The sequence below is a fragment of the Streptomyces sp. NPDC053560 genome (genome assembly GCF_044544605.1).
Lineage (GTDB): Bacteria > Actinomycetota > Actinomycetes > Streptomycetales > Streptomycetaceae > Streptomyces.
The window spans coordinates 514,912-535,675 of record NZ_JBITXI010000003.1; the positions used below are offsets into that span (position 1 = coordinate 514,912).

Annotated in this window: 20 protein-coding genes; 11 read left to right on the forward strand and 9 right to left on the reverse strand. The window is 72.2% G+C overall.

Features of this window, described 5'->3' with window-relative positions; translation table 11 throughout:
- The first annotated feature begins 103 nt into the window (after positions 1–103).
- The 7 genes from ACIGQF_RS09265 to ACIGQF_RS09295 are packed head-to-tail and all read left to right on the forward strand — an operon-like array spanning position 104 to position 6,699.
- The gene (locus ACIGQF_RS09265; protein WP_399707417.1) at positions 104–1,264 is read left to right on the forward strand and encodes a Gfo/Idh/MocA family protein; all 1,161 of its coding nucleotides are present in this window, start codon (positions 104–106) and stop codon (positions 1,262–1,264) included.
- A gap of 7 nt (positions 1,265–1,271) precedes the next feature.
- A complete protein-coding gene (locus ACIGQF_RS09270) occupies positions 1,272–2,231 on the forward strand; it encodes a PmoA family protein (RefSeq protein ID WP_399707418.1) in 960 nt (319 codons plus the stop codon).
- Positions 2,232–2,248: 17 nt separating this feature from the next.
- The gene (locus ACIGQF_RS09275) at positions 2,249–2,995 is read left to right on the forward strand and encodes a cupin (RefSeq protein ID WP_399707640.1); all 747 of its coding nucleotides are present in this window, start codon (positions 2,249–2,251) and stop codon (positions 2,993–2,995) included.
- 2 nt (positions 2,996–2,997) lie between these two features.
- The gene (locus ACIGQF_RS09280; protein WP_399707420.1) at positions 2,998–4,275 is read left to right on the forward strand and encodes an ABC transporter substrate-binding protein; all 1,278 of its coding nucleotides are present in this window, start codon (positions 2,998–3,000) and stop codon (positions 4,273–4,275) included.
- An 11-nt stretch (positions 4,276–4,286) separates the two neighbouring features.
- Positions 4,287–5,264 carry a carbohydrate ABC transporter permease gene (locus tag ACIGQF_RS09285; RefSeq protein WP_399707641.1) on the forward strand — a complete coding sequence of 326 codons (978 nt, stop codon included), beginning with the start codon at positions 4,287–4,289 and terminating at the stop codon, positions 5,262–5,264.
- Positions 5,261–6,097, forward strand: coding sequence for a carbohydrate ABC transporter permease (locus ACIGQF_RS09290; protein ID WP_399707422.1), 837 nt, complete (start codon positions 5,261–5,263; stop codon positions 6,095–6,097). Before ACIGQF_RS09285 ends, ACIGQF_RS09290 begins: the two co-directional genes overlap by 4 nt.
- Entirely contained in the window at positions 6,094–6,699 is a 606-nt protein-coding gene (locus ACIGQF_RS09295) for a hypothetical protein (RefSeq protein ID WP_399707424.1), read from the forward strand. The genes ACIGQF_RS09290 and ACIGQF_RS09295 overlap by 4 nt, the downstream gene beginning before the upstream one ends.
- Positions 6,700–7,041: 342 nt before the next feature.
- Here ACIGQF_RS09295 and ACIGQF_RS09300 read toward each other — a convergent pair whose 3' ends face one another.
- The 5 genes from ACIGQF_RS09300 to ACIGQF_RS09320 form a co-directional block, all read right to left on the reverse strand.
- Entirely contained in the window at positions 7,042–8,058 is a 1,017-nt protein-coding gene (locus ACIGQF_RS09300) for an aldo/keto reductase (RefSeq protein WP_399707643.1), read from the reverse strand.
- 89 nt (positions 8,059–8,147) lie between these two features.
- Positions 8,148–8,906 (reverse strand): SDR family NAD(P)-dependent oxidoreductase, encoded by a 759-nt coding sequence (locus ACIGQF_RS09305; RefSeq protein WP_399707426.1) that lies wholly within the window; start codon positions 8,904–8,906, stop codon positions 8,148–8,150.
- Positions 8,903–10,327: an L-fuconate dehydratase gene (locus ACIGQF_RS09310; protein WP_399707428.1), complete on the reverse strand. Its 1,425-nt coding sequence runs from the start codon at positions 10,325–10,327 to the stop codon at positions 8,903–8,905. Before ACIGQF_RS09310 ends, ACIGQF_RS09305 begins: the two co-directional genes overlap by 4 nt.
- Positions 10,328–10,424: 97 nt before the next feature.
- Positions 10,425–11,321 carry an amidohydrolase family protein gene (locus ACIGQF_RS09315; protein WP_399707429.1) on the reverse strand — a complete coding sequence of 299 codons (897 nt, stop codon included), beginning with the start codon at positions 11,319–11,321 and terminating at the stop codon, positions 10,425–10,427.
- Positions 11,318–11,629 carry an L-rhamnose mutarotase gene (locus tag ACIGQF_RS09320; protein ID WP_399707431.1) on the reverse strand — a complete coding sequence of 104 codons (312 nt, stop codon included), beginning with the start codon at positions 11,627–11,629 and terminating at the stop codon, positions 11,318–11,320. Before ACIGQF_RS09320 ends, ACIGQF_RS09315 begins: the two co-directional genes overlap by 4 nt.
- 214 nt (positions 11,630–11,843) lie before the next feature.
- On the opposite strand from ACIGQF_RS09320, the gene ACIGQF_RS09325 reads away from it, so the two are divergent.
- From ACIGQF_RS09325 to ACIGQF_RS09340, 4 genes are read left to right on the forward strand one after another with little or no spacing between them, the layout of a single operon-like run.
- Positions 11,844–13,208 carry a sugar porter family MFS transporter gene (locus ACIGQF_RS09325; protein WP_399707433.1) on the forward strand — a complete coding sequence of 455 codons (1,365 nt, stop codon included), beginning with the start codon at positions 11,844–11,846 and terminating at the stop codon, positions 13,206–13,208.
- Positions 13,209–13,251: 43 nt separating this feature from the next.
- On the forward strand, positions 13,252–14,988 hold the full coding sequence (locus ACIGQF_RS09330) for an alpha-L-fucosidase (protein ID WP_399707435.1): 1,737 nt from the start codon (positions 13,252–13,254) through the stop codon (positions 14,986–14,988).
- Positions 14,989–15,023: 35 nt separating this feature from the next.
- A complete protein-coding gene (locus ACIGQF_RS09335) occupies positions 15,024–15,554 on the forward strand; it encodes a cupin domain-containing protein (protein WP_399707437.1) in 531 nt (176 codons plus the stop codon).
- Complete coding sequence (locus tag ACIGQF_RS09340) at positions 15,547–16,329, forward strand: SDR family NAD(P)-dependent oxidoreductase (RefSeq protein WP_399707439.1); 783 nt, start codon at positions 15,547–15,549, stop codon at positions 16,327–16,329. Before ACIGQF_RS09335 ends, ACIGQF_RS09340 begins: the two co-directional genes overlap by 8 nt.
- On the opposite strand, the gene ACIGQF_RS09345 is transcribed toward ACIGQF_RS09340, so the two are convergent.
- The 4 genes from ACIGQF_RS09345 to ACIGQF_RS09360 all read right to left on the reverse strand — a co-directional run bounded on the left by ACIGQF_RS09345 (position 16,307) and on the right by ACIGQF_RS09360 (position 20,498).
- On the reverse strand, positions 16,307–17,284 hold the full coding sequence (locus ACIGQF_RS09345) for a LysR family transcriptional regulator (RefSeq protein WP_399707441.1): 978 nt from the start codon (positions 17,282–17,284) through the stop codon (positions 16,307–16,309). The genes ACIGQF_RS09340 and ACIGQF_RS09345 overlap by 23 nt on opposite strands.
- Positions 17,285–17,373: 89 nt before the next feature.
- A complete protein-coding gene (locus tag ACIGQF_RS09350) occupies positions 17,374–17,613 on the reverse strand; it encodes a hypothetical protein (RefSeq protein WP_399707443.1) in 240 nt (79 codons plus the stop codon).
- A 193-nt stretch (positions 17,614–17,806) separates the two neighbouring features.
- Positions 17,807–19,117: a SufS family cysteine desulfurase gene (locus tag ACIGQF_RS09355; protein WP_399707445.1), complete on the reverse strand. Its 1,311-nt coding sequence runs from the start codon at positions 19,115–19,117 to the stop codon at positions 17,807–17,809.
- Positions 19,104–20,498, reverse strand: coding sequence for a family 2B encapsulin nanocompartment shell protein (locus ACIGQF_RS09360; RefSeq protein ID WP_399707447.1), 1,395 nt, complete (start codon positions 20,496–20,498; stop codon positions 19,104–19,106). The genes ACIGQF_RS09355 and ACIGQF_RS09360 overlap by 14 nt, the downstream gene beginning before the upstream one ends.
- Between the last annotated feature and the right edge of the window lie 266 nt (positions 20,499–20,764).

A 20,764-nucleotide genomic window follows, 5' to 3' on the forward strand; every position in this document is an offset into this window, starting at 1 on the left:
CGTCCCGTAGAACTCCGTTGCTGCACAGGTCTTGTGGCAGCGCGCGGCGCGGGCCTAGTGTCGCCAGCCGGTAAGCGCTTTCTATCCGAGGGAGCTTCACGGCATGCCCGTTGCGGAACCGGCCGCCGAGCCGTCACCCACCGGCACCACCCCCTCCTTTCCCCTCCGGGCCGCGGTCGTCGGCACGGGCGGAATCGTCACCGGGAGCCACCTCCCGGCCCTGCGTGAACTGAGAGGCCGCGTACGGCTCGTGGCCGCCGTCGACACCGACCCCGCACGGCTCGCGGCCTTCCGCGATCTGGCGGGCGAGGAGGTCAACGGCTACGCCGGCCTCGACGAGATGCTCGCCGCCGAACGCCCCGCGCTCGTCCTCCTCGGCACCCCGCCCGCGCTCCACGCCGAACAGGCCCGGGCCGCGCTGCGTGCGGGCGCCTGGGTGCTGTGCGAGAAGCCGCTGTGCCTGTCGCTCGCGGAGTACGACGCCATCGCCGCCGCGGAGAACGAGGCGGGCGGTCCGTACGCCTCCGTCGTCTTCCAGCACCGGTACGGCTCCGGCGCGGTGCACGCGCGCGAACTGCTGCGCTCCGGGGAGCTGGGAAGGCCACTGGTCGCGCACTGCCAGACCACCTGGTACCGGGACCGGGCGTACTACGCCGTGCCCTGGCGCGGCCGGTGGGCCACCGAGGGCGGCGGGCCCACCATGGGGCACGGCATCCACCAGATGGACCTGCTGCTGCACCTGCTGGGCGACTGGACCGAGGTCCGCGCGATGGCGGGCCGGCTGGTGCACGACGTGGAGAGCGAGGACGTCTCCACCGCGCTCGTCCGGTTCGCCGACGGGGCGATGGCCACCGTCGTCAACAGCGTGCTGAGCCCGGACGAGGTGAGCCGCATCCGCATCGACTGTGCGGACGCCACGGTCGAGCTGACGCACCTGTACGGGCACTCCAACGACGACTGGGCGTACACCCCGGCCGTGCACCGCCGCGACGACGCGCGGCGCACGGCCCACTGGCGCACCCCCGCCGCCGACGTGCCCAGCTCGCACGCCGCGCAGCTCGACGGCTTCCTCGACGCCATGGAGAAGGGCGTCCGACCGCCCGGCAGCGGCGCCGAGGCGCGCCGCACGCTGGAGTTCCTCGCCGCGCTCTACAAGTCGGCCTTCACCGGCCAACCGGTCCGCGCGGGCGAGATCGGCCCGGACGACCCGTACTACCACGCCATGCACGGCAACCACCCCGACTGGGCACCGAAGGAGCAGTGACCGCAGCATGAGCGCAGCACCGACCCTGAACACAGGCACCGCGACGCCGATCACCGTCACCCACACCCACGGCGAACGCATCCGCGTGGCCGCCGGCGGCACCGAGCTGCTGTCGTACGTCTACGCCCCGGACCCGGAGGCCTTCGAGTCCCGCAAGCCGTACGTGCACCCGCTGCGCACCCTTACCGGGAACCTGGTCAGCGGCTACCGGCCGCACGACCACCGCTGGCACAAGGGCCTGCAGATGACCGCCAGCCATCTGTCCGGGCAGAACTTCTGGGGCGGCAACTCCTACGTCCACGGCGAGGGTTACCTGCCGCTTCACGAGCGCGTCGGCTCGATGCGCCACGACGGCTTCGAATCCTTCGAGGTCACCCACGACCGGCTGGCCTTCACCGAGTCGCTGACCTGGGTGGAGAACGGTGGCGAGGAGTGGGCACGGGAGCGGCGCGACGTGGCGGTGCACTCGGCCGACGCCGGGGCGGGGGCTTACGCGATCGACTGGTCGATCCACCTGACCAACATCCGTGATGAACCGCTGCGCTTCGGCTCGCCGACGACCGCGGGCCGCGAGATGGCGGGCTACACCGGGCTGCACTGGCGCGGGCCGCGCGACTTCACGGGCGGGCAGGTGCTGACGCCGGCCGGACCCAGCACGGACGAGGAGACGATGGGCACGCCGGCCGCTGAACAGCCGTGGCTCGCGCTGGTCGGCGCGCACGACGACGTGGACGCGCAGTCCACGCTGGTCTTCGCGCACGCGCCGGAAAACGCGGACTCGGTGCACGCCTCGCACTGGTTCGTGCGGTCCGAGCCGGTGCCGACCGTGGCGTTCTCCTGGGCGTTCTTCGAGGAGTTCGAGCTGGCGCCGGGTGAGTCCTTCGCGTACCGGTACCGGGTGCTGATCGCCGACGGGGCGTGGGAGCCCGACCGCATCGAAACCCACCTGAAGTCGCTGGCCTGGTGAGCGGGGAGGAACCGGAGATGGTCATGGACGCGCCGCTGCCGGGCGGCATCGGGCTGTCGCACATCGGCGCCTACGAGTGGGAAGCCGCCGACGGTGTGTGCGGGGGCAGCCCGCATCTGCATCTCGCCTGTACGGAGGCGTACGTCGTCACCGGCGGGCGGGGCGCCGTGCAGACACTGAGCGTGGCGGACGGGTACCGCGAGACGCCGCTGGAGCCGGGCGTGATCGCCTGGTTCACGCCGGGGACCGTGCACCGCATGGTCAACGGCGCCGGGCTGCGGGTGACGGTGCTGATGCAGAACGGCGGGCTGCCGGAGGCGGGCGACGCGGTCTTCACCTTCCCGCCCGAGGTGCTGGCCGACCCCGCGGCGTACGCGGCGGCGGCCGCACTGCCCGCGAAGGAGGGGCCCGAGGCGGAGGCCGCGGCACGCAAGCGCCGGGACTTGGCCGTCGAGGGGTACCAGGCGCTGCGTACGGCGCTGGCGGACGGTGACGACGGGCCGTTGCGCGCCTTCCACCAGGCCGCTGCCCGGCTCGTCGCGCCCAAGGTGGCGGACTGGCGGGCGCGGTGGCGCGAAGGGGCACTGGCCGCGGCCGAGCGCACCGGAACGCACCTGGACGCGCTCGGGACGGGGGACGCGGCGCACCTGGCCGAGGGCGGGGTGCGGGCCGCGAGTCCGACCCGGCGGGGCGGGTACGGCATGTGCGGCCGCCGCGACGAGTACGAACTGCCCGGCACCACGCTCCCCTACTACGGCGAGTGACCATGCGGCGGATCAGAACGGCCGCGACCGCGGTCCTCGTCCTGTGCCTGGCCCTCACGGGCTGCGGCGGCGGTGGCGGGTCCACCGCCGCCGGCGGCAAGGTCACGCTGCGCTTCACCTGGTGGGGCAACGCGGACCGGGCAGCGCGCACCGAGCAGGTGGTCGCCGCCTTCGAGAAGGCGCACCCGGACATCGACATCCAGACCTCGTACTCCACCTACGAGTCGTACAAGCAGAAGCTGGCCACGCAGGCGGCCGGCGGCGACGTGCCCGACCTCATCCAGCTGGACTACCGGCAGATCAGCCAGTACGCGGGCGCCGAGATCCTGCTGGACCTCAGCACCCAGCGCAAAACGCTGCCGACCAAGGAGATGGACTCCGGCCTGCTGAAGACCGGGCAGGTCGGCGGCGTGCAGTACGCGCTCCCGATGGGCGTCGGCACGCAGGCCATGGCGTACGACAGGACGGCCTGGCGGAAGGCCGGGCTCGCCACCCCGAAGCCGGGCTGGACCTGGGACGACTGGGTGAGCGCGGCACGGAAGCTGAAGGCCGCCGGGTACGAGCGGCCCATGACCGACCCGGGGCAGATGGAGGACTGGTTCGAGGTCTGGCTGCGGGGGCAGGGGAAGCGGCTGTACGGCAAGGACGGGCAGACCGCGTTCAGCGCGGCGGACCTGGCCCGGTTCTGGACCTTCGTCTCCAAGCTGCGTAAGGAGGGGCTGGTCAGCAGGGCCGAGGACACCACGCAGATGGCCGGAGGAGCGGTCGAGGACTCCCCGATGGGCCGCAAGCGGTCCGTGGCGGAGTTCAACTGGGACGCGCCGTCCGCCGGTTACGAGGCGCTGTACGGGGACCGGCTGGCGCTCGCGCCGATGCCGGCGGGCCCGGACGGCACGCCCGGCCAGTACTACAAGCCGTCGATGCTCCTCGGGATCGCCGCCGACAGCACGCACCCGCGCGAGGCCGCGCTCTTCATCGACTTCCTGCTCAACTCCGACAAGGCCGCCGACATCCTCGGCGTGGACCGCGGCACCCCGGTCAACGACCGCCAGCGGACCCGGGTCCTGCCCAAGGTCACCGGCTTCCAGCAGCAGGTCGCCGGGCTCCAGGAGTCCCTCCAGGGCAAGCTGAAGGACCCGCCGGCCGCACCGCCCCGCGGCGACAACGGCCTGCAGTCGACCTTCGGGCGCGACTACGACCAGGTCTCCTTCGAGCAGGCGTCACCCCGGGAGGTCGCCGAGGACTTCCTGACCGAGGCACGGACGGAGCTGAGGCCGTGAGCACACCAGCGATGGACCAGACGGCCGCACTCCCCCGGCAGCGCCCGGCCACCGGAAGACCGGCCGGACCTCCGGGCAGCCCGGGGAAGCGGCGGCCGAAGCGGGAACGGGAGGGCGCCGCCTGGGTGTTCCTCTCCCCCTGGGTGCTGGGCGCCACCGTCCTCACCCTGCTCCCCATGGCGGTCTCCCTCTACCTCTCCTTCACCGACTACGACCTCTTCGATCCGCCGTCCTGGGTGGGCCTGCGCAACTACACGCAGATGTTCACCGAGGATCCGCGGCTGCTGCGATCGGTCGGCAACACGCTGCTGTACGTCGTGGTGGCCGTGCCGTTGCAGCTCGCACTGGCGCTGGCCGTGGCGCTGGCGCTCAAATCGATGAAGCGCGGCAAGGCCTTCTACCGGTCGGCGTTCTACGCCCCGTCGCTGCTCGGCGCATCCATGAGCATCGCGCTGGTGTGGCGGGCACTGTTCAACGACGGCGGCACCGTCGACAACGTGCTCGGATCGCTCGGTCTGCACACCGGCGGCTGGATCAACAAGCCCGGCTGGGCGCTGCTGTCCGTGGCGCTGCTGACGGTGTGGCAGTTCGGCGCGCCGATGGTCATCTTCCTGGCGGGGCTCCAGCAGATACCGAAAGAGCTGTACGAGGCGGCGTCGGTGGACGGCGCGGGCCGGTGGCGGCAGTTCGTCTCGATCACCCTGCCGATGCTGTCCCCAGTGCTCTTCTTCAACCTGGTACTGCAGACCATCCAGGCGTTCCAGGTGTTCACCCCGGCGTTCGCGGTGAGCGCCGGCCGGGGCGGTCCCGCCGACTCCACGCTCTTCTACACGCTGTACCTGTACGACCGCGGCTTCACCGCCTCGCACATGGGTTACGCCTCCGCGATGGCGTGGGTGCTGCTGATCGCCATCGGCATCGTCACCGCGGTGCTCTTCCGCACCTCACGGTCCTGGGTCTTCTACGCGAACGAGGAGGGCGGCCGATGACCGTCAACTGGCCCCGCGCCACCCTGCACACGGGCTGTCTCGTGGTCCTGGCCGTCATGCTGTATCCGCTGGGCTGGCTGGTCGCGACGTCCTTCAAACCGGCCGACGAGGTGCTCGCCAGTCTCGCGCTGCTGCCGTCCCGGCTCGCCACCGAGAACTACACGACGGCCGCCGCCGGCATCCAGGGCGTCAGCCTGCCCAAGCTGTTCGGCAACTCGCTGACCATCTCCATCGGCGCCGTGCTCGGCAACGTCCTCAGCTGCTCGCTCGCCGCGTACGCCTTCGCGCGGCTGCGGTTCAAGCTGCGCGGGCCGCTGTTCGCCTTCATGATCGCCACGATCATGCTGCCGCACCACGCGGTGCTCATCCCTCAGTACATCGTCTTCAACCAGCTCGGCATGGTGAACACCTTCTGGCCGATGGTGCTGCCGAAGTTCCTGGCCACCGACGCGTTCTTCGTCTTCCTCATCGTGCAGTTCATGCGCGGCCTGCCGCGCGAGCTGGAGGAGGCCGCGAAGATCGACGGCTGCGGTCCGTTCCGTACGTTCGCACGGGTGGTACTGCCGCTCACCCGGCCCGCGCTGATCACCACCGCGATCTTCACCTTCATCTGGACGTGGAACGACTTCTTCACCCAGCTCATCTACCTCTTCGAGCCCGGCAAGTACACGCTCACGCTCGCCCTCCGCACCTTCGTGGACACCTCCAGCCAGTCCGCGTACGGCCCGATGTTCGCAATGTCGGTCTTCGCACTGCTCCCCATCGTGCTGTTCTTCCTCGCCTTCCAGCGGTTCCTGGTCGAGGGCATGGCGAACTCGGGGGTCAAGGGATGAGCACCGCATCGGATCAGGCGTCCGGCCGGCGGGAGCCCGGCGAACTGTTCGGCCCCCGCTTCGAGCTGTTCGCCGACGTGCTCGCCATCGGCCTGGTCACGGCGGTGGCCTGCCTGCCGCTGGTGACCGTACCGGCGGCGCTGGCGACGGCCTGCACACTGCTGCGGCGGCGCCAGCGGTACGCCGAACCGTGTACGGCCGGCCACTACGTCCGGGCGCTTCGGGCCCGCCGGTGGCGCGCCGACCTGGCCGCCGGCGGACTGCTGCTCGCGTTCGGCGCACTGTTCGCGGCGGACGCGGCGCTGGCGGCCGCCGGGGTGCCGGGCGCCATGCCGTTCGCGCTGTTCCTTGCGGCGGTGGGCACGGTCCTGGCGGTGCTCGCACTCCGCGCCTGCGCGCGGGAGGAGGCGGCCGACAACTGGCCGGCGGCCCTGCGCTCGGCCGCCCGGAGCACCGTCCGCGACCTCCCCGGCTCAGCCCTGGCCCTCCTCGCCCTGGTCACTGCCACCATCTGCGCCTGGGTACTGCCGCCCCTGCTCTTCCTGGTCCCGGGCCCGCTCGCGGCGGCGCTCACCGCCGTGGAGCGGCGGGTGAGCGACTGACCGTCAGCCCACGAATGTCCGCCCTACGACCCACGCCACCGGGAAAGGCGCCCCCGCAAGCATGACAAGGACGCACCCCCGCTGCTGGGGCCACGCGAGGCGGTCCAGCCGCAGGAACGCGAGCAGAACCGCATCACGCCGGCCTTCCTCCACGACGCCGACGCGGCGAAGCTGGCCGACGCGGCGGCGCTGACGAGCGGCCGGACGTGGCCGGTCCCCCGCATCCGCTTCTCCGCCGAGGTGCGGCACGGCAGCTGGGCCCTCCAGAAGAATCCCGACTACCACTACGACGACGCCACCATCCAGAATCTCTCCTGGCCGGCCCCTCCTGACCGGTCTCTCCTAGCCGCCGACGCCCGGCCCGGGCACAGGAGAGGGCACCGGCACATGGTCCGGCAGCAGGCCCTCTTTTCGCAGGTCGGTCCAGAGGGCAGGTGGTACGGGGCGTGGCAGTAGGGCGGTGGCGTCGGTTGCTTCGGCGGGTGAGCGGGCGCCCACGAGGACGGTTGCGACGGCCGGGTGGCCGAAGGGGAAGTGCAGGGCGGCGGCGCGGAGCGGTACATCGTGCCGTTCCGCTACGGCCTTCATGCGCAGGGCGCGGTCCAGTACGGGCCGTTCGGCGGGGGCGTAGTCGTAGGTGGCGCCGGGGCGCGGGTCGGCGAGCAGACCGGAGTTGAAGACGCCGCCGATGACGACGGAGCGGTGGCGCGCCGCCGCTTCGGGGAGCACCTCCGCCAGGCCCGAGGGGTCGAGCAGGGTGTAGCGGCCGGCGAGCAGTACGGCGTCGACGTCGGTGTCACGGAGGAAGCGGGCGAGCATGGCGGTCTGGTTCATGCCCGCGCCGATGGCACCGACGACGCCCTCGGCGCGGAGGCGTTCGAGAGCCGGGTACGCCTCCCCGAACGCCTGCTCCGCGTGGTCGTCCGGGTCGTGCAGATAGGCGATGTCGATCCGGTCCAGGCCGAGGCGGTGCAGGCTCTCCTCGATGCTGCGCCGGACGCCGTCGGCGCTGAAGTCCCAGACCCGGTGGTGGGTGGCGGGCACGGCGAACCCGTGGGCGAGGTCGTCGCCGCCCGGGCCGCCGGGGCGCAGCAGCCGGCCGACCTTCGTGGAGACCACGTATGCGGCGCGGGGCCGGTCGCGCAGGGCGTCACCGAGCCGCCGTTCGGCGAGTCCGAGTCCGTAGTGCGGCGCGGTGTCGAAGGCCCGGATGCCGGCGTCCCAGGCGGCGTCCACGGTGGCGGCGGCCTGCTCGGGGGCGACGGGAGTGTAGAGGTTCCCTAGGGGTGCGGTGCCCAGGGACAGAGCGGTGACGGGGACGCCACTGCGGCCGAGGGTGCGACGACGGGACTGCGGGATCCTCGTCGGCCGTGACGCGGTTACCAAAGGATCCGTCCCTGGTGTGGCGCCGGCACGGTCGTCGTCCGGTATGCCCCGGCGCTCGTCGCTCACCGCTCCGTCTCCGGGCGCAGTCGCAGGCCCGCCATGCCGCCGTCGACGGCGAGTGTTGTGCCGGTGACCGAGGCGGCTGCGGGTGACGCCAAGTAGGCGATGGCTGCCGCTACTTCGTCGGCGGTGACGAGGCGGCCCATGGGTTGCCGGGCGTTGAGCGCGGCGCGTTCGGCCTCGGGGTCGTCGGCCGCGTCCAGCAGCCGCCCGACCCACGGGGTGTCGGCGGTGCCGGGGTTGACGCAGTTGACGCGGATGCCCTCGCGGACGTGGTCGGCGGCCATGGCGAGGGTGAGCGAGAGCACGGCGCCCTTGGAGGCCGAGTACAGGGCGCGCTGCGGCAGCCCCGCTGTGGCGGCGATGGAGCAGGTGTTGACGATCGCGGCGTGTGCCGACTCCCGGAGGTAGGGGAGAGCCGCGCGGCTGGTGCGGACGATCCCGAGCACGTTGACGTCCAGGACCCGGTGCCACTCGGCGTCGGTGTTGTCCTCGACAGTGCCGGCCGCGCCGATGCCGGCGTTGTTGACCAGAATGTCGAGGCCGCCCAGGTCGCTGACCGCGGCCCGGACGGCCGCACGTACGCAGTCGTCGTCGCTGACGTCGGCGCGGTGGCCGGTCAGCGGTTCCTCGACCTTGTCGGCGGTGAGGTCCAGTACGGCGACGCGGGCACCGCGCGCGGCGAGCAGCCGGGCGGTGGCCAGGCCGATGCCCGAGGCCCCGCCGGTGATCAGTGCGGTGCGGCCGCTCATGTCGTTCATGCGTGCTCCTCCTTGTGTGGCGTCGGATGTGCGGTGGTGCGTGCCGCGCGGTCGGCCGTCCAGAACGTGCCGTCGGGGTAGCCGTACGTGGTGAGCGTGCCGGGGTGCAGTTCGGCGGAGAAGCCGGGTGCGGTGGGGGCGATGTAGCGCGCGTCCCGGATCTCCACGGGGGTCACGAAGTGTTCGTGGAGGTGGTCGACGTACTCGATGGCGCGGTCCTCGGTGGTGCCGGAGAGCGCGAGGTAGTCGAACATCGAGAGGTGCTGGACCAGTTCGCACAGTCCGACGCCGCCGGCGTGCGGGCAGACCGGCACCCCGTACTTCGCGGCCAGCAGCAGCACCGCCAGGTTCTCGTTGACGCCGCCGACGCGGGCCGCGTCGATCTGCAGCACATCGAGCGCGCCGGCCTGGAGGAGCTGCTTGAAGACGATCCGATTCTGCACGTGTTCGCCGGTGGCGACGCGGACGGGCGCGACCGCCCGGCGGACGGCGGCGTGCCCGAGGACGTCATCGGGACTGGTGGGCTCCTCGATCCAGTACGGGTCCATCTCCGCCAGCGCGTTGGTCCAGGCGATGGCCTCGGCCACGTCCCACCGCTGGTTGGCGTCGATCGCGATGCGGATGTCCGGGCCGACAGCGGCACGCGCTGTACGGCAGCGGCGCAGGTCGTCGGCGAGGTCGGCACCGACCTTCAGCTTGATCTGGGTGAAGCCGGCCGCGACGGCCTCCTCGGCGAGCCGGGTGAGTCTGGCATCGGAGTAGCCGAGCCAGCCGGGTGAGGTGGTGTAGGCGGGATAGCCGCGCTCGCGCAGGTCGGCCTCGCGGGCGGCCAGGCCCTCCCGGCCGGCGCGCAGCAGCGCCAGCGCCTCGCCGGGGGTGAGGGCGTCGGTGAGGTAGCGGAAGTCGACCTGGGAGACGAGCCACTCGGGCTCGGCGTGGGCGAGGAACCGCCAGAGCGGCTCGCCCCGGCTCTTGGCGGCCAGGTCCCACACGGCATTGACCACCGCGCCGATCGCCATGTGCATCACGCCCTTCTCCGGACCGAGCCAGCGCAGCTGGCTGTCGCCGACGAGGTCGCGGCTGAGCGATCCGGGGTCGGCGCAGAGCTCCGCGACGGAGCGGCCGACGAGGTAGGGGCGGAGCGCGGCGATGGCCACGGCCTGGACGTCGTTGCCGCGGCCGATGGTGAAGGCGAAGCCGTGGCCCGCCAGGCCGTCGGGCGCGTCGGTGCCGAGGACGACGTACGCGGCGGAGTAGTCGGGGTCGGGGTTCATGGCGTCCGAGCCGTCCAGTTCCCGGGAGGTGGGGAAGCGGACGTCGTGGACGGTGAGGGAGGTGATCCGCGCGGTGGCGGCGGGCGCGCCGGAGGGTGCGGTGGCCCGGATGTCCGCGTCCGGCGGGCCGAGGCGGGTCGGTCTCATCGGTGGCGTCCCTTCCGTCGGCCGCACTGCCGGAATACATCGGATGTCTGTACCGGCGACGCGAACATACGGCCACGCCGAGCCGCGGCACAAGAGGTCATCCGATGTCCGGACCGTCGAGGAGGCACAGGCCGTATACGCGCCGGGCGGTGCCGCCGAGCACGGCCGCGCGCTCCGTCGCGGTGCAGCCGCCGAGCAGTTCGTCGGTGAGGGCGCGTACCGCGCCGTAGCCGCCGGCGAGTTCGCACACCGGCCAGTCCGAGCCGAACAGCACCCGGTCGGCGCCGAACGCCGCCAGCACATGCTCGGCGTACGGCTGCAGCAGTGCGGCCGTCCAGGTGTGCCACGGCGCCTCGGTGACCAGCCCGGACAGCTTGCACACGGTGTTCGGGCAGGCGGCGGCCTCGGTGATCCAGGCGGCCCAGGGCGCCCACTCCCCCGCCGCGATGCCCGGTTTCCCGGCGTGGTCGAGCACGAACCGCACCTCGTCCAGCGTGCGTACGCACTCCAGCGCCGCCTGCCGCTGCGGCGCCCGTACCAGGACGTCGTACGCCAGGCCGCGGGCGCCGAGCGCCGCGAGCGAGCGCCGGACGTCGGCACGCGTCAGCCAGCGCGGGTCGGGCTCGTCCTCGGCCTGGTGCCGTATGCCGACCAACAACGGGTCCTCGGGCAGGGCGAGTTCGGGTGCGGTGATATCGGTCCAGCCGACGACGCCCGCGACGAGGCCGTCCGACGCGCGTGCCGCGGCGAGGAAGTCGTCGGTCTCCTCGGCGGTGGCCACGGTCTGGACGAGGACGGTGGCGGTCACCTCGTGTGCCGCGGCCCGGTCCCGCAGGTCGCCGAGGGTGTAGGGGCGGTGGATCGGCGCGTGGGCCTTCGGGTCCAGCCAGGGGTAGGCGCGTGCGGCTGGGTCCCAGAGGTGGTGGTGCGCGTCGATCACATGATGCGCGTCGGTCGCCTCGCGCCCGTCGCTCGCCTCGTGCGCGTCGGTCATGGCAGCTCCCAGACCAGGCCGAGGCCGTGGTCGTCGCCGGCGTAGCTGTCCTGGACGTCGAGGAGGCCGGCCATTCTGGTCTGCCAGGGGACATTGGCCGGGTGGTCGGCCAGGGTGCAGCGCATCGCGCGGTAGTCCTCGACCTCCACGAGGTGGAACAGGTCGAGCCCGTCGCGCCAGATCCGCCACGCGTGCACGCCGGCCGCGCGCAGCGCGTCGTCCAGCTCGGCGGGGATGGTCGCGTGCACCCGCTCGTACTCGGCTTCCTTGCCCGGCTTGAGCCGGGTGTGCAGGGCGATCTGTTCCATGGTTCCGGTCCCGGTCCTTTCCACGGTGGGTGGCGACTCGACGGATACATCGGATGGATACATCGGAGGAATGGGCCCGGCAAGAGGTCGGATCTCTTGGCGATGCATTCGGTGCGACCCATTGCCGCGACCGGGTTCACAGGCTAGCTTTCGTCGCCGAGCCTGACACCCCCTCCGGATAGGTCCCATGTATGGCGTACGGAAGGACGATCTCGTGAGCCAGGTCCAGTCCCCGGCCGGAACCGCCCCGCACAGCGGCGAGAAGGTGCCCCGGCGGGTGCACTGGATCTCCGTACTCGGCGGCCTCTCCGGCCTGTTGTACGGCTACGACTCCGGGGCCATCTCCGGGGCGCTGCAACCGCTGACCGACCGGTTCGGCCTGGACGCCACCGGGCAGGGCCTGGTCACCAGCCTGCTGCTGCTCGGCGCGCTGCCCGCCATCGTCGGCGGTTCACTCGCCGCCCGCCGCTGGGACCGCCGCCACCTGCTGATCCTGGCGGGCTTCATCTTCGTCGCCGGCTCGGTCGCGTGCGGCGTGGCCCCCAATGCCGGCACGCTGATGGTCTCCCGGTTCGTCCTCGGCTTCGCCGTCGGACTGGCCAACATGTTCGGCCTGATCTACCTCAGCGAGCTGGCGCCCAAGCATCTGCGTGGCCGGATCACCGCGCTGTACCAGCTCGCCGTCAACGTCGGCATCCTGCTCGCCTACGGAGTCGGGGACGCCCTGTCGGCGGCCGGCGCGTGGGAGTGGATGCTCGGCCTGGGTGCCGTGCCCGCCGTGGTCTTCCTGGTCGGCATGTTCCTCAGCCCGGCCGGGCCGCGCTGGCTGATGACGCACGGCCGCGAGGAGGAGGCGCGCGGGGTGCTGCGGCGGCTGCGCGCGACGCCGGAGACCGCGGAGTCCGAGGTCACCGAGATCCGCGAGAGCCTGGCCCAGCAGCACGCCGGGCTGCGGGAGCTGGCCGGCACCTACCGTCCGGCGCTGCGCATCACCCTGGTACTGACCTTCTTCCAGGTCTTCACCGGCATCAACGCGGTGGTCTACTACGCGCCCGTCATCTTCTCCCACCTCACCGGCGGCAACGGCGGCCAGGCGGGCACGATCGCCAACTACGGCGTCGGCACCGCGCTGGTGCTGTCCACCGCGGCGTCGCTGCCCTTCATCGAGCGGCTGGGCAGGGTGAAGCTGCTGACCATCTCGCTGGCGGCGCAGGTGCCGCCGATGGTGGCGCTCGCCCTCTTCCCCGATGTGTCCGTGCTCGCCGTGATCTGTGTCTTCGTCTACACCTTCGCGTTCGGGTTCGGACTGGGGCCGGTGTTCTGGCTGTACTGCCCCGAGGTGCTGCCGCTGCGTGCCCGCGCGCTCGGCATGGGCGTGATCACCTTCACCCAGTACCTGCTCAACTTCGCCTTCGCGCTGGCCTTCCCCGACGTGCTCAAGGCCATCGGCAGCACCGTCTTCGGCGTCTTCGCCGTGCTGTCCGCGCTCGCCGCGTGGTACGTCGCCCGGCGCGTCCCGGAGACCGCGGGGCGCTCCCTGGAGGAGATCGAACAGTACTGGCAGCGCCGCCCGGCCTGACTCCGTACCGCCCGCTCGTCCACCACACCCACGGAGGACCACGATGAGCCCGTCCCGGAGAACGATCCTCGCCATGGGCGCCGCGCTGCCCGCCGCCGCGTTCCTCTCCCGGACCGCGGTGGCGGCCGGCGCCCCGCGCCCCGCCGGCGGCATCACCCCCGCCCCCGTCATCCCGGTCTCGCCCGGCGACACCGCCGAGCGGATCGTCGCCAAGGCCGCGCACGTGGTGCCCACTCCCCATCAGCTCGCCTGGCAGCGCAACGAGCTGACCGTCTTCACCCACTACGGCATGAACACCTTCACCGACCGCGAGTGGGGGTCGGGCTGCGAGGACCCGGCGTGGTTCGCGCCGGAACGGGTGGACGTGGCGCAGTGGATGCGTGCGTACCGCGCGGCGGGCGCGAAGCTCGCGATGCTCACCGCCAAGCACCACGACGGCTTCGTCCTCTACCCGACGCGCTACACCCGGCACTCCGTCGCGGCCGGCCCCTGGAAGGGCGACGTCCTCGGCGCGTACGTACGGGCAGCGCGGGCCGCCGGCCTCAAGGTCGGCGTCTACCTCTCCCCCGCCGACGGCGCCGAGCTGCCGCACGCCTGGCACGCCGACTGGGTGACGAAGATCCGCACCAAGCAGCAGGCCGGCGAGCCGCTCAGCATCGAGGAACAGGCCACCCTGGAGGACGGCGACCGCACCCCGGGCGGCCACGGCCGGTACGGCAACGGCAGCGCCCGCACGCCGCGCACCCTCCCCACCCTCGTCGACGGCGACGACCGCGAGCGGGCCGTCGCCAGGGGCGAACTCCCGACGTTCGACATCACGGTCGACGACTACGACGCGTACTACCTGAACCAGGTCTACGAACTCTTCACCCAGTACGGCCCCATCGACGAACTCTGGCTGGACGGCGCCAACCCGTGGACCGACGCCGGCATCAGCCAGGAGTACGACTTCGCCACCTTCTACGAGATCATCGGCAAGCTGTCCCCGAAGACCGTGGTCTTCAAGGCGCCCTGCGGCATCCGCTGGATCGGCAACGAGAAGGGCATCGCCCGCGAGTCCGAGTGGAGCGTGCTGCCCGTCACCGGCGACGGCGTCGGCATGCAGGTCCCCGGCGGCGAGTCCGGCGCCGACCTCGGCTCCCGGGAACGGCTCACCGGCAATCCGGACGTGACGTCGCTGCGCTGGTTCCCCGGCGAGGCGGACGTCTCCCTCCGCCCGGGCTGGTACCACCATCCCGGCCAGCGCCCGAAAACCGCCGCCGAGCTGGTCTCCCTGTACGAGAAGTCCGTCGGACGCAACGCCGTCCTGCTGCTCAACGTCCCGCCGGCGAAGGACGGGCGGGTGGACCCCGCCGACATCGCCGAGCTGACGGCGTTCCGCAGCGCGCTGGACCGTACGTACGGCACCAACCTGCTCTCCGGGGCGCACGGCCGGACCGCCGCCGCGCTCACCGGCCCCGGCCTCACCACCGGCTGGTCGCCGGCCGGTGGCGCGGTCACCGGCGCGCTGGAGCTGACGCTCCCGGAGGCCGTCGCGTTCGACCGCGTCCGCCTGGGCGAAGACATCACACGCGGGCAGCGGGTCGAGGAGTTCGCCGTGGACGTGCGGGAGGGGTCGGGCTGGCGGCAGGCGGCGGCCGCCACGACGATCGGGTACAGCCGCATTCTTGTCCTGTCCTCGCCGGTGACGGCCCGCCGCATACGGGTACGCATCACGGCGGCACGGGCCACGCCCCGGCTGGCGTTCCTGGGCCTCTTCCGGAGCGCCGGACCGAGCTGACGGGCTGTCACTGACGAGGGGACGGAGGTCCGGGAATGGACGGGACGACACCCGCCGAACTGGCCGAGCGGTACGGGCTGCGGCCACTGCCCACCGAGGGCGGGCTGTTCCGCAGTACGTGGGCGGGGCCTCCGGACGCCACCGGACGGCCCGCCGGCACGGCCATCCTCGTGCTGCTCACCACCGCCGACGACGGCTTCTCCGCCCTGCACCGCCTCCCCATCGACGAGATCTGGCACTTCTACCGGGGCGACGCCGTCGAACTGCTGCTCCTCGGCCCGGACGGCGCCGAACGGGTGGTGCGGCTCGGCGGGGACGAGGGCGAAGTGCAGACCGTGGTGCCCGCGGGTACATGGATGGGCGCCCGGGTCCTCCCGGGCGGGCGCTGGTCCTTGTGCGGTACGACGATGGCGCCCGGCTTCCTGCCCAGCGACTACGAAGGCGGCGACGTGGACGACCTCACCAGGCGGTACCCCCGGCAGGCGGAACGGATCCGGGCGCTGTGCCGGCCCGGCGCCCCGCTGCGGATGCCGGACGGCGCGCCGGGCGAGGCCGGCGATGCCTGACACGGAGACAGCAGGCAGCCTGACCGGCCGGGTCGCCCTGGTCACCGGCGCCGGCGGGCTGCTCGGCGGCGGTATCGCCCGGCGGCTCGCGCAGGCCGGCGCGGCTGTGGTGGTCCACTGGCACCACAGCGAAGAGCCGGCCGGGGCGCTCGTCCAGGAGATCACCGCAGCGGGCGGCAGCGCCCGAGCCGTACAGGCGGATCTGACGCGGGAGGAGGAGTGCAGGCGGCTGGTCGACACGGCGGCGTCCTGGCGCGGTCAACTCGACGTCCTGGTCAACAACGCCGGGATCCAGCCGGTGCAGCCGCTCGCGGAGATGACGGCGGAGGACTGGCGGCGGATCTCCGAGACCAACGTGACCAGCGCCTTCTGCTGCACCCAGGCCGCGGTACGGGCCATGACGCGCAAGGGCGGGGGCGGCGGCTCGATCGTCCACATCGCCTCGATCGAGGGGTCGAGTCCGGCGCCGGGACATGCGCACTACAGCGCTTCGAAGGCCGCCCTCATCATGTTCGCCCGCTCCGCCGCGCTGGAGTACGGCCATCTCGGCGTCCGCGTCAACACCGTCTCCCCCGGCCTGATCGGCCGTCCGGGGCTCGCCGACGACTGGCCGGACGGCGTCGAACGGTGGACCCGCGCGGCGCCGCTCACCCGGCTCGGCCGGCCTGAGGACATCGGCGACGCCTGCGTGTTCCTCGCCTCGAACGCGGCCTCCTGGATCACCGGTACCGACCTGGTCGTGGACGGCGGGGTCAGCGCCCGTCCGACGTGGTGACGCGCTCCTCGGGTGCGCTGTCCGCGGTGTCGTGCTCGTCCGGCTGGTCCAGGTCGCAGCCGTGATCGCAGATCAGGTCGATGACGGAGCGCAGCAGTTCGGAGGAGTCGTCCGAGCGCCAGACCAGGTGGAAGCGGTGCTCCGGGCCGGGCTCGGCCAGCGGCAGCACCGCGATGCCGGGGAGGGCGATGTTCGCGGGGTCGTCGATGTCGGCGGGGTGGGCGTGCACCAGGCCCGATGCCGTGCCGGCCGCCACCAGGGAGAGCAGCTGCTCCTGTTCGCGGAGCCGGTGGTGCTGCCACAGCGGGGCCACGCCGCGGTCGGCGAAGAAGCGTACGGTCGCGTCGTGCACGCCGGGTGCCGTGTCGCGCTCGTTGATCAGGAAGGGCATGCCCTCGAACGCCCCGAGCGGTACCGGCACCTGCCGGGTCAGCGGGCCGGGCGCGGGGACGGCCACATGGTCGTCGCGGTACCTGCCGACGATCAGGGACGAGGTGCCCTGCGGCGGCAGCGGGTCGCGGACCAGGGCGAGGCCGAGGTCGCCGCGTACGACCGCGTCCAGGGCCTCCAGGCTCCACAGGGGGACGGCCACCACGGCCACATCGGCGTGTTCCCGCGCCACCTTGCCGATGAGCGCGTCCACGAGCCGGGCCGTGCCCGGTGCGCAGCCGATGCGCAGTTCGCCGAGGCGGGCGGCGCGCAGGGACCGCGCGGCGTCCGTGACCTCGGCCACCGCGGAGAGCGCACGGCGTGCCGCGGGCAGCAGTTCACCGCCTGCCGCGGCGAGCGACACCCGGCCGCTCGTCCGGTCGAACAGGATCAGGCCCAGCTCGCGCTCCAGGTTCCGGATCCGCCGGCGTACGGCGGCGGGTGAGACGTGCAGCCGGGCCGCGGCGCGGCCGTAGTGCAACTCGTCGGCCACCAGGGCGAAATATTCCAGGTCGCGCAGTTCCACGTGTCGCTCCCCACCTCGCTCGGCCGACGGGTACCCGCGCCGGCCCGGTGTGCACCGGGCCGGCGCGGGTGACCGGCTGGAAGCGCCTGTCAGTCGTCGCTCTCTTCGTCGTCCCACTCGCCGGTCTGGACCAGCGAGGTGTGCGTCCCGGCACCGGTGCTCTGGGAGCCGTGGTGGCCCGCCGTCGCGTTCGAGTAGCCGGAGTCGGTGGACGCGATCTTGCTGTTCAGAAACTCGTCGCTGTCGGCGGTGGCGGTGCCACCGGCCATCAGCACGAGTGCGGCGACCGGGCCGACGACGGCGGCCACGCGCTTCACAGTGCGGTTCATGTTGGATGCCTCCATTGGGTTAAGCACGGAAAGGCGGCCCCTTGCGCCGCCTCGCGATCGATGAGTAACCGTGCGTACGCAACAGCACACGTGGCATCACCTGAATGGAACGGACCATTTCCGGGAGACACTCCTTTGTGCTAACGACTCGGCCCGCGATTGTGGTCCGGACGTGTCGAGGCGCGGACCGCCGTCAGGGCCACTTCATTGCCTCGCGGGCCGGGTCGTCACCGCCCTGCTGCATGCTGTGCAGGGAAGCGGTCAGGGTGTCCACCTCCCGGGGGGTGTTGTAGAGGGCGAGTGAGGCGCGTGCCGCGCTTTCCAGGCCGTAGTGGCGCAGCGCGGGCTGGGCGCAGTGGTGGCCGGCGCGGACGGCGATGCCGTCCCGGTCCAGCCACTCGGCGATCGTCGCCGGGTCGTATCCGGCGACGGTGAAGGTGAGGACGGAGATCCGTTCCGGCGCCGAACCCAGCAGTTCCAGCCCGGGGACGGTGGCCAGGGCCTGTACGGCGTACTCCGTCAGGGCCTGCTCGTACGCCGTGACGGCGGTGCGGTCCTGGGACGTGAGCCAGTCGATGGCGGCGTGGAGGCCGAGGGCGCCGGCGATGTTGCCGGTGCCGGCCTCCAGGAGGTGCGGCACGGCAGCGAAGGTCGTCCGGCCGAACTCGACCGACTCGATCATGTTGCCGCCGCCCTGCCACGGCCGCATCGCCGCCAGCACCTCCGGTTTGCCGTACAGCGCGCCGATGCCGGTGGGCCCGAACAGCTTGTGGCCCGAGAAGACGTAGAAGTCGGCGTCCAGCGCCTGGACGTCCACCGGGAAGTGGGCGACCGACTGGGCGCCGTCCACCAGCACCTTGGCACCGTACCGGTGTGCCAGCGCGGTCATCTCCCGCACGGGCGGGACGGTGCCGAGCACGTTGGAGGCGTGGCTGAGCGCGACCAGCTGGGTGCGGTAGGAGAGCAGGTCGGCGAAGGCGTCCTGGTCGATCTGCCCGTCCGGCAGCAGCGGTACGGGCACCACCCGGGCGCGCCGCTCCTTGGCGATCATCTGCCACGGCACGATGTTGGAGTGGTGCTCCAGGACCGGGACGAGGATCTCGTCGCCGGCGCCGAGGTTGGCCCGGCCCCAGGTCTGGGCGACCAGGTTCACCGCCTCGGTCGTGCCGCGGGTGAAGACGATGTCGTCCGGGGACGCCGCGCCGAGGAACGAGGCGACGGCCGCGCGGCTCCCCTCGTATGCCTCGGTGGCCTCGCGGGCCATGGTATGGGCGCCGCGGTGGATGTTGGAGTTGGCGGTGGCGTAGAAGCCGGCGAGGGTCTCGATGACCTGGCGCGGTTTCTGGGTGGTGGCGCCGTTGTCGAGCCAGACGAGTGGGTGGCCGTTGACCGTACGGTGCAGTACCGGGAAGTCGCGCCGCACGGACTCGGGGTCGAATCCGGGCCCGGTGGGCGCCTTGAACGCACCGGGGGCCTCGGGAGCGGGCGCCTCAGGAGTAGTCATGGTACTTGGACACCTCGACGTTCTGGAGCACGGCGATGGCGTCCTCGACGAGGACCGCGGTGTTGAAGTACGCGGTCATCAGGTAGGAGGTGATCGCCCGCTTGTCGGTGCCCATGTTCCGCATGGCCAGACCGGGTTCGACCTCGTCGGGCACCTCGGAGGGGCGCAGCCCCACCACGCCCTGCTCGGCCTCGCCGGTCCTGATGAGCAGGATTTCGGTGGTGCCGGCGGCGGCGCCGGACCCGTTGCTGAAGCCGACCTTGTCGGAGGGCAGCAGCGGCACGCCCCGCCAGGTCAGCAGCGGGCTGCCGAAGCGGGTGTCCATCACCGGGGGCACACCCCGGCGCGTACACTCCCGGCCGAACGCCGCGATGGCCCGGGGGTGGGCGATGAAGTAGCCCGGCTGCTTCCAGACCTTGGTGAGCAGTTCGTCCAGGTCGTCGGGGGTCGGCGCGCCGGTGCGCGTCTGGACCCGCTGGCCGGGGCTGACGTTGTGGAACAGGCCGAATCCGGGGTGGTTCAGCAGCATGGCTTCCTGGCGCTCGCGCAGCGCCTGGATGGTCAGGTCGGCCTGGGCCCGCACCTGGTCGTTGGGGTCGTTGTAGAGGTCGGAGACACGGGTGTGGACGCGCAGCACGGTCTGGGCGACGGTCATGTGGTACTCGCGCGGTGTGTCCTCGTACTCCACGTAGGTGCCCGGCAGTTCGGGCTCGCCCACGTGGCCGCCGGCCAGTTCGATGGGGGCTTCCCGGCCCGCGAGCCGCTCGCCGCCGTCGCGGTACGTGTCGAGCGCGGCGCACAGCCCCTCGTCGCGGCCGGCCAGACGGGCCAGCACGGAGCGTTCGACGCACAGCGCGACGCCGGGGGTGAGGGCCTTGACCTGGTACGGCATGGGCTCTTCGCGGGTCCAGGCGTCGAGGTCGAAGAACTGGCCGTCGCCGATCACCTCCAGGACGGTCTCATCGCCGTAGCGGGTGGTCACCCGCTTCTCGGCGCGGCCCATGACCAGCACCCAGAGGCGGTCGCAGGTGTCGCCCTCGTTCCGCAGTAACTGCCCGGCGTCGAAGGTGACTTCGGTGAACCCGCGGGCCAGCTCGTCGAGCAGGGCCGGGTCGGCCTCGCGCAGGAAGGGCATTTCCCGCAGGTCCTCGCTGATCACCCGGCGATTGCCGTCGTTGTCGGTGTCGACGGTGATCCGGTCGTCGCCGAGCAGGAAGGTGCGACGCCGGTTGACGCGGAAGACGCCGGAGTCGACGTCCACCCAGGGCAGTGCGCGGAGCAGGTAGCGCGGGGTCCTGCCGCGCATCTGCGGCCGGGTCTTGGTGGTCGTGGCCAGTTGCCGTGCGGCGTCCGGGCTGAGGCTGCGGCGGTGGTCATTCATCGGGACTCCTGGAAGTCGGTAGGGGGGTCGCCCCGTGCGAAGTCCCGGCCTCCGATGCGGCGCGGACCGGGACGGGGCGATCGTCACGGTGGACACTCGCCGCCCACAAGAAGGCACCGCACCCATGCGGTCCGGAAATGATCGGCCAGCCCTTTGTACCGATTGCTCCGGAATGCAACTATTTATTCGGGAAACACGGCGTGACCAGCGCCCCAGCCTCGTACTGGCACAAACCACACCTCTTCGGCACACCGCGCGCCCACGCC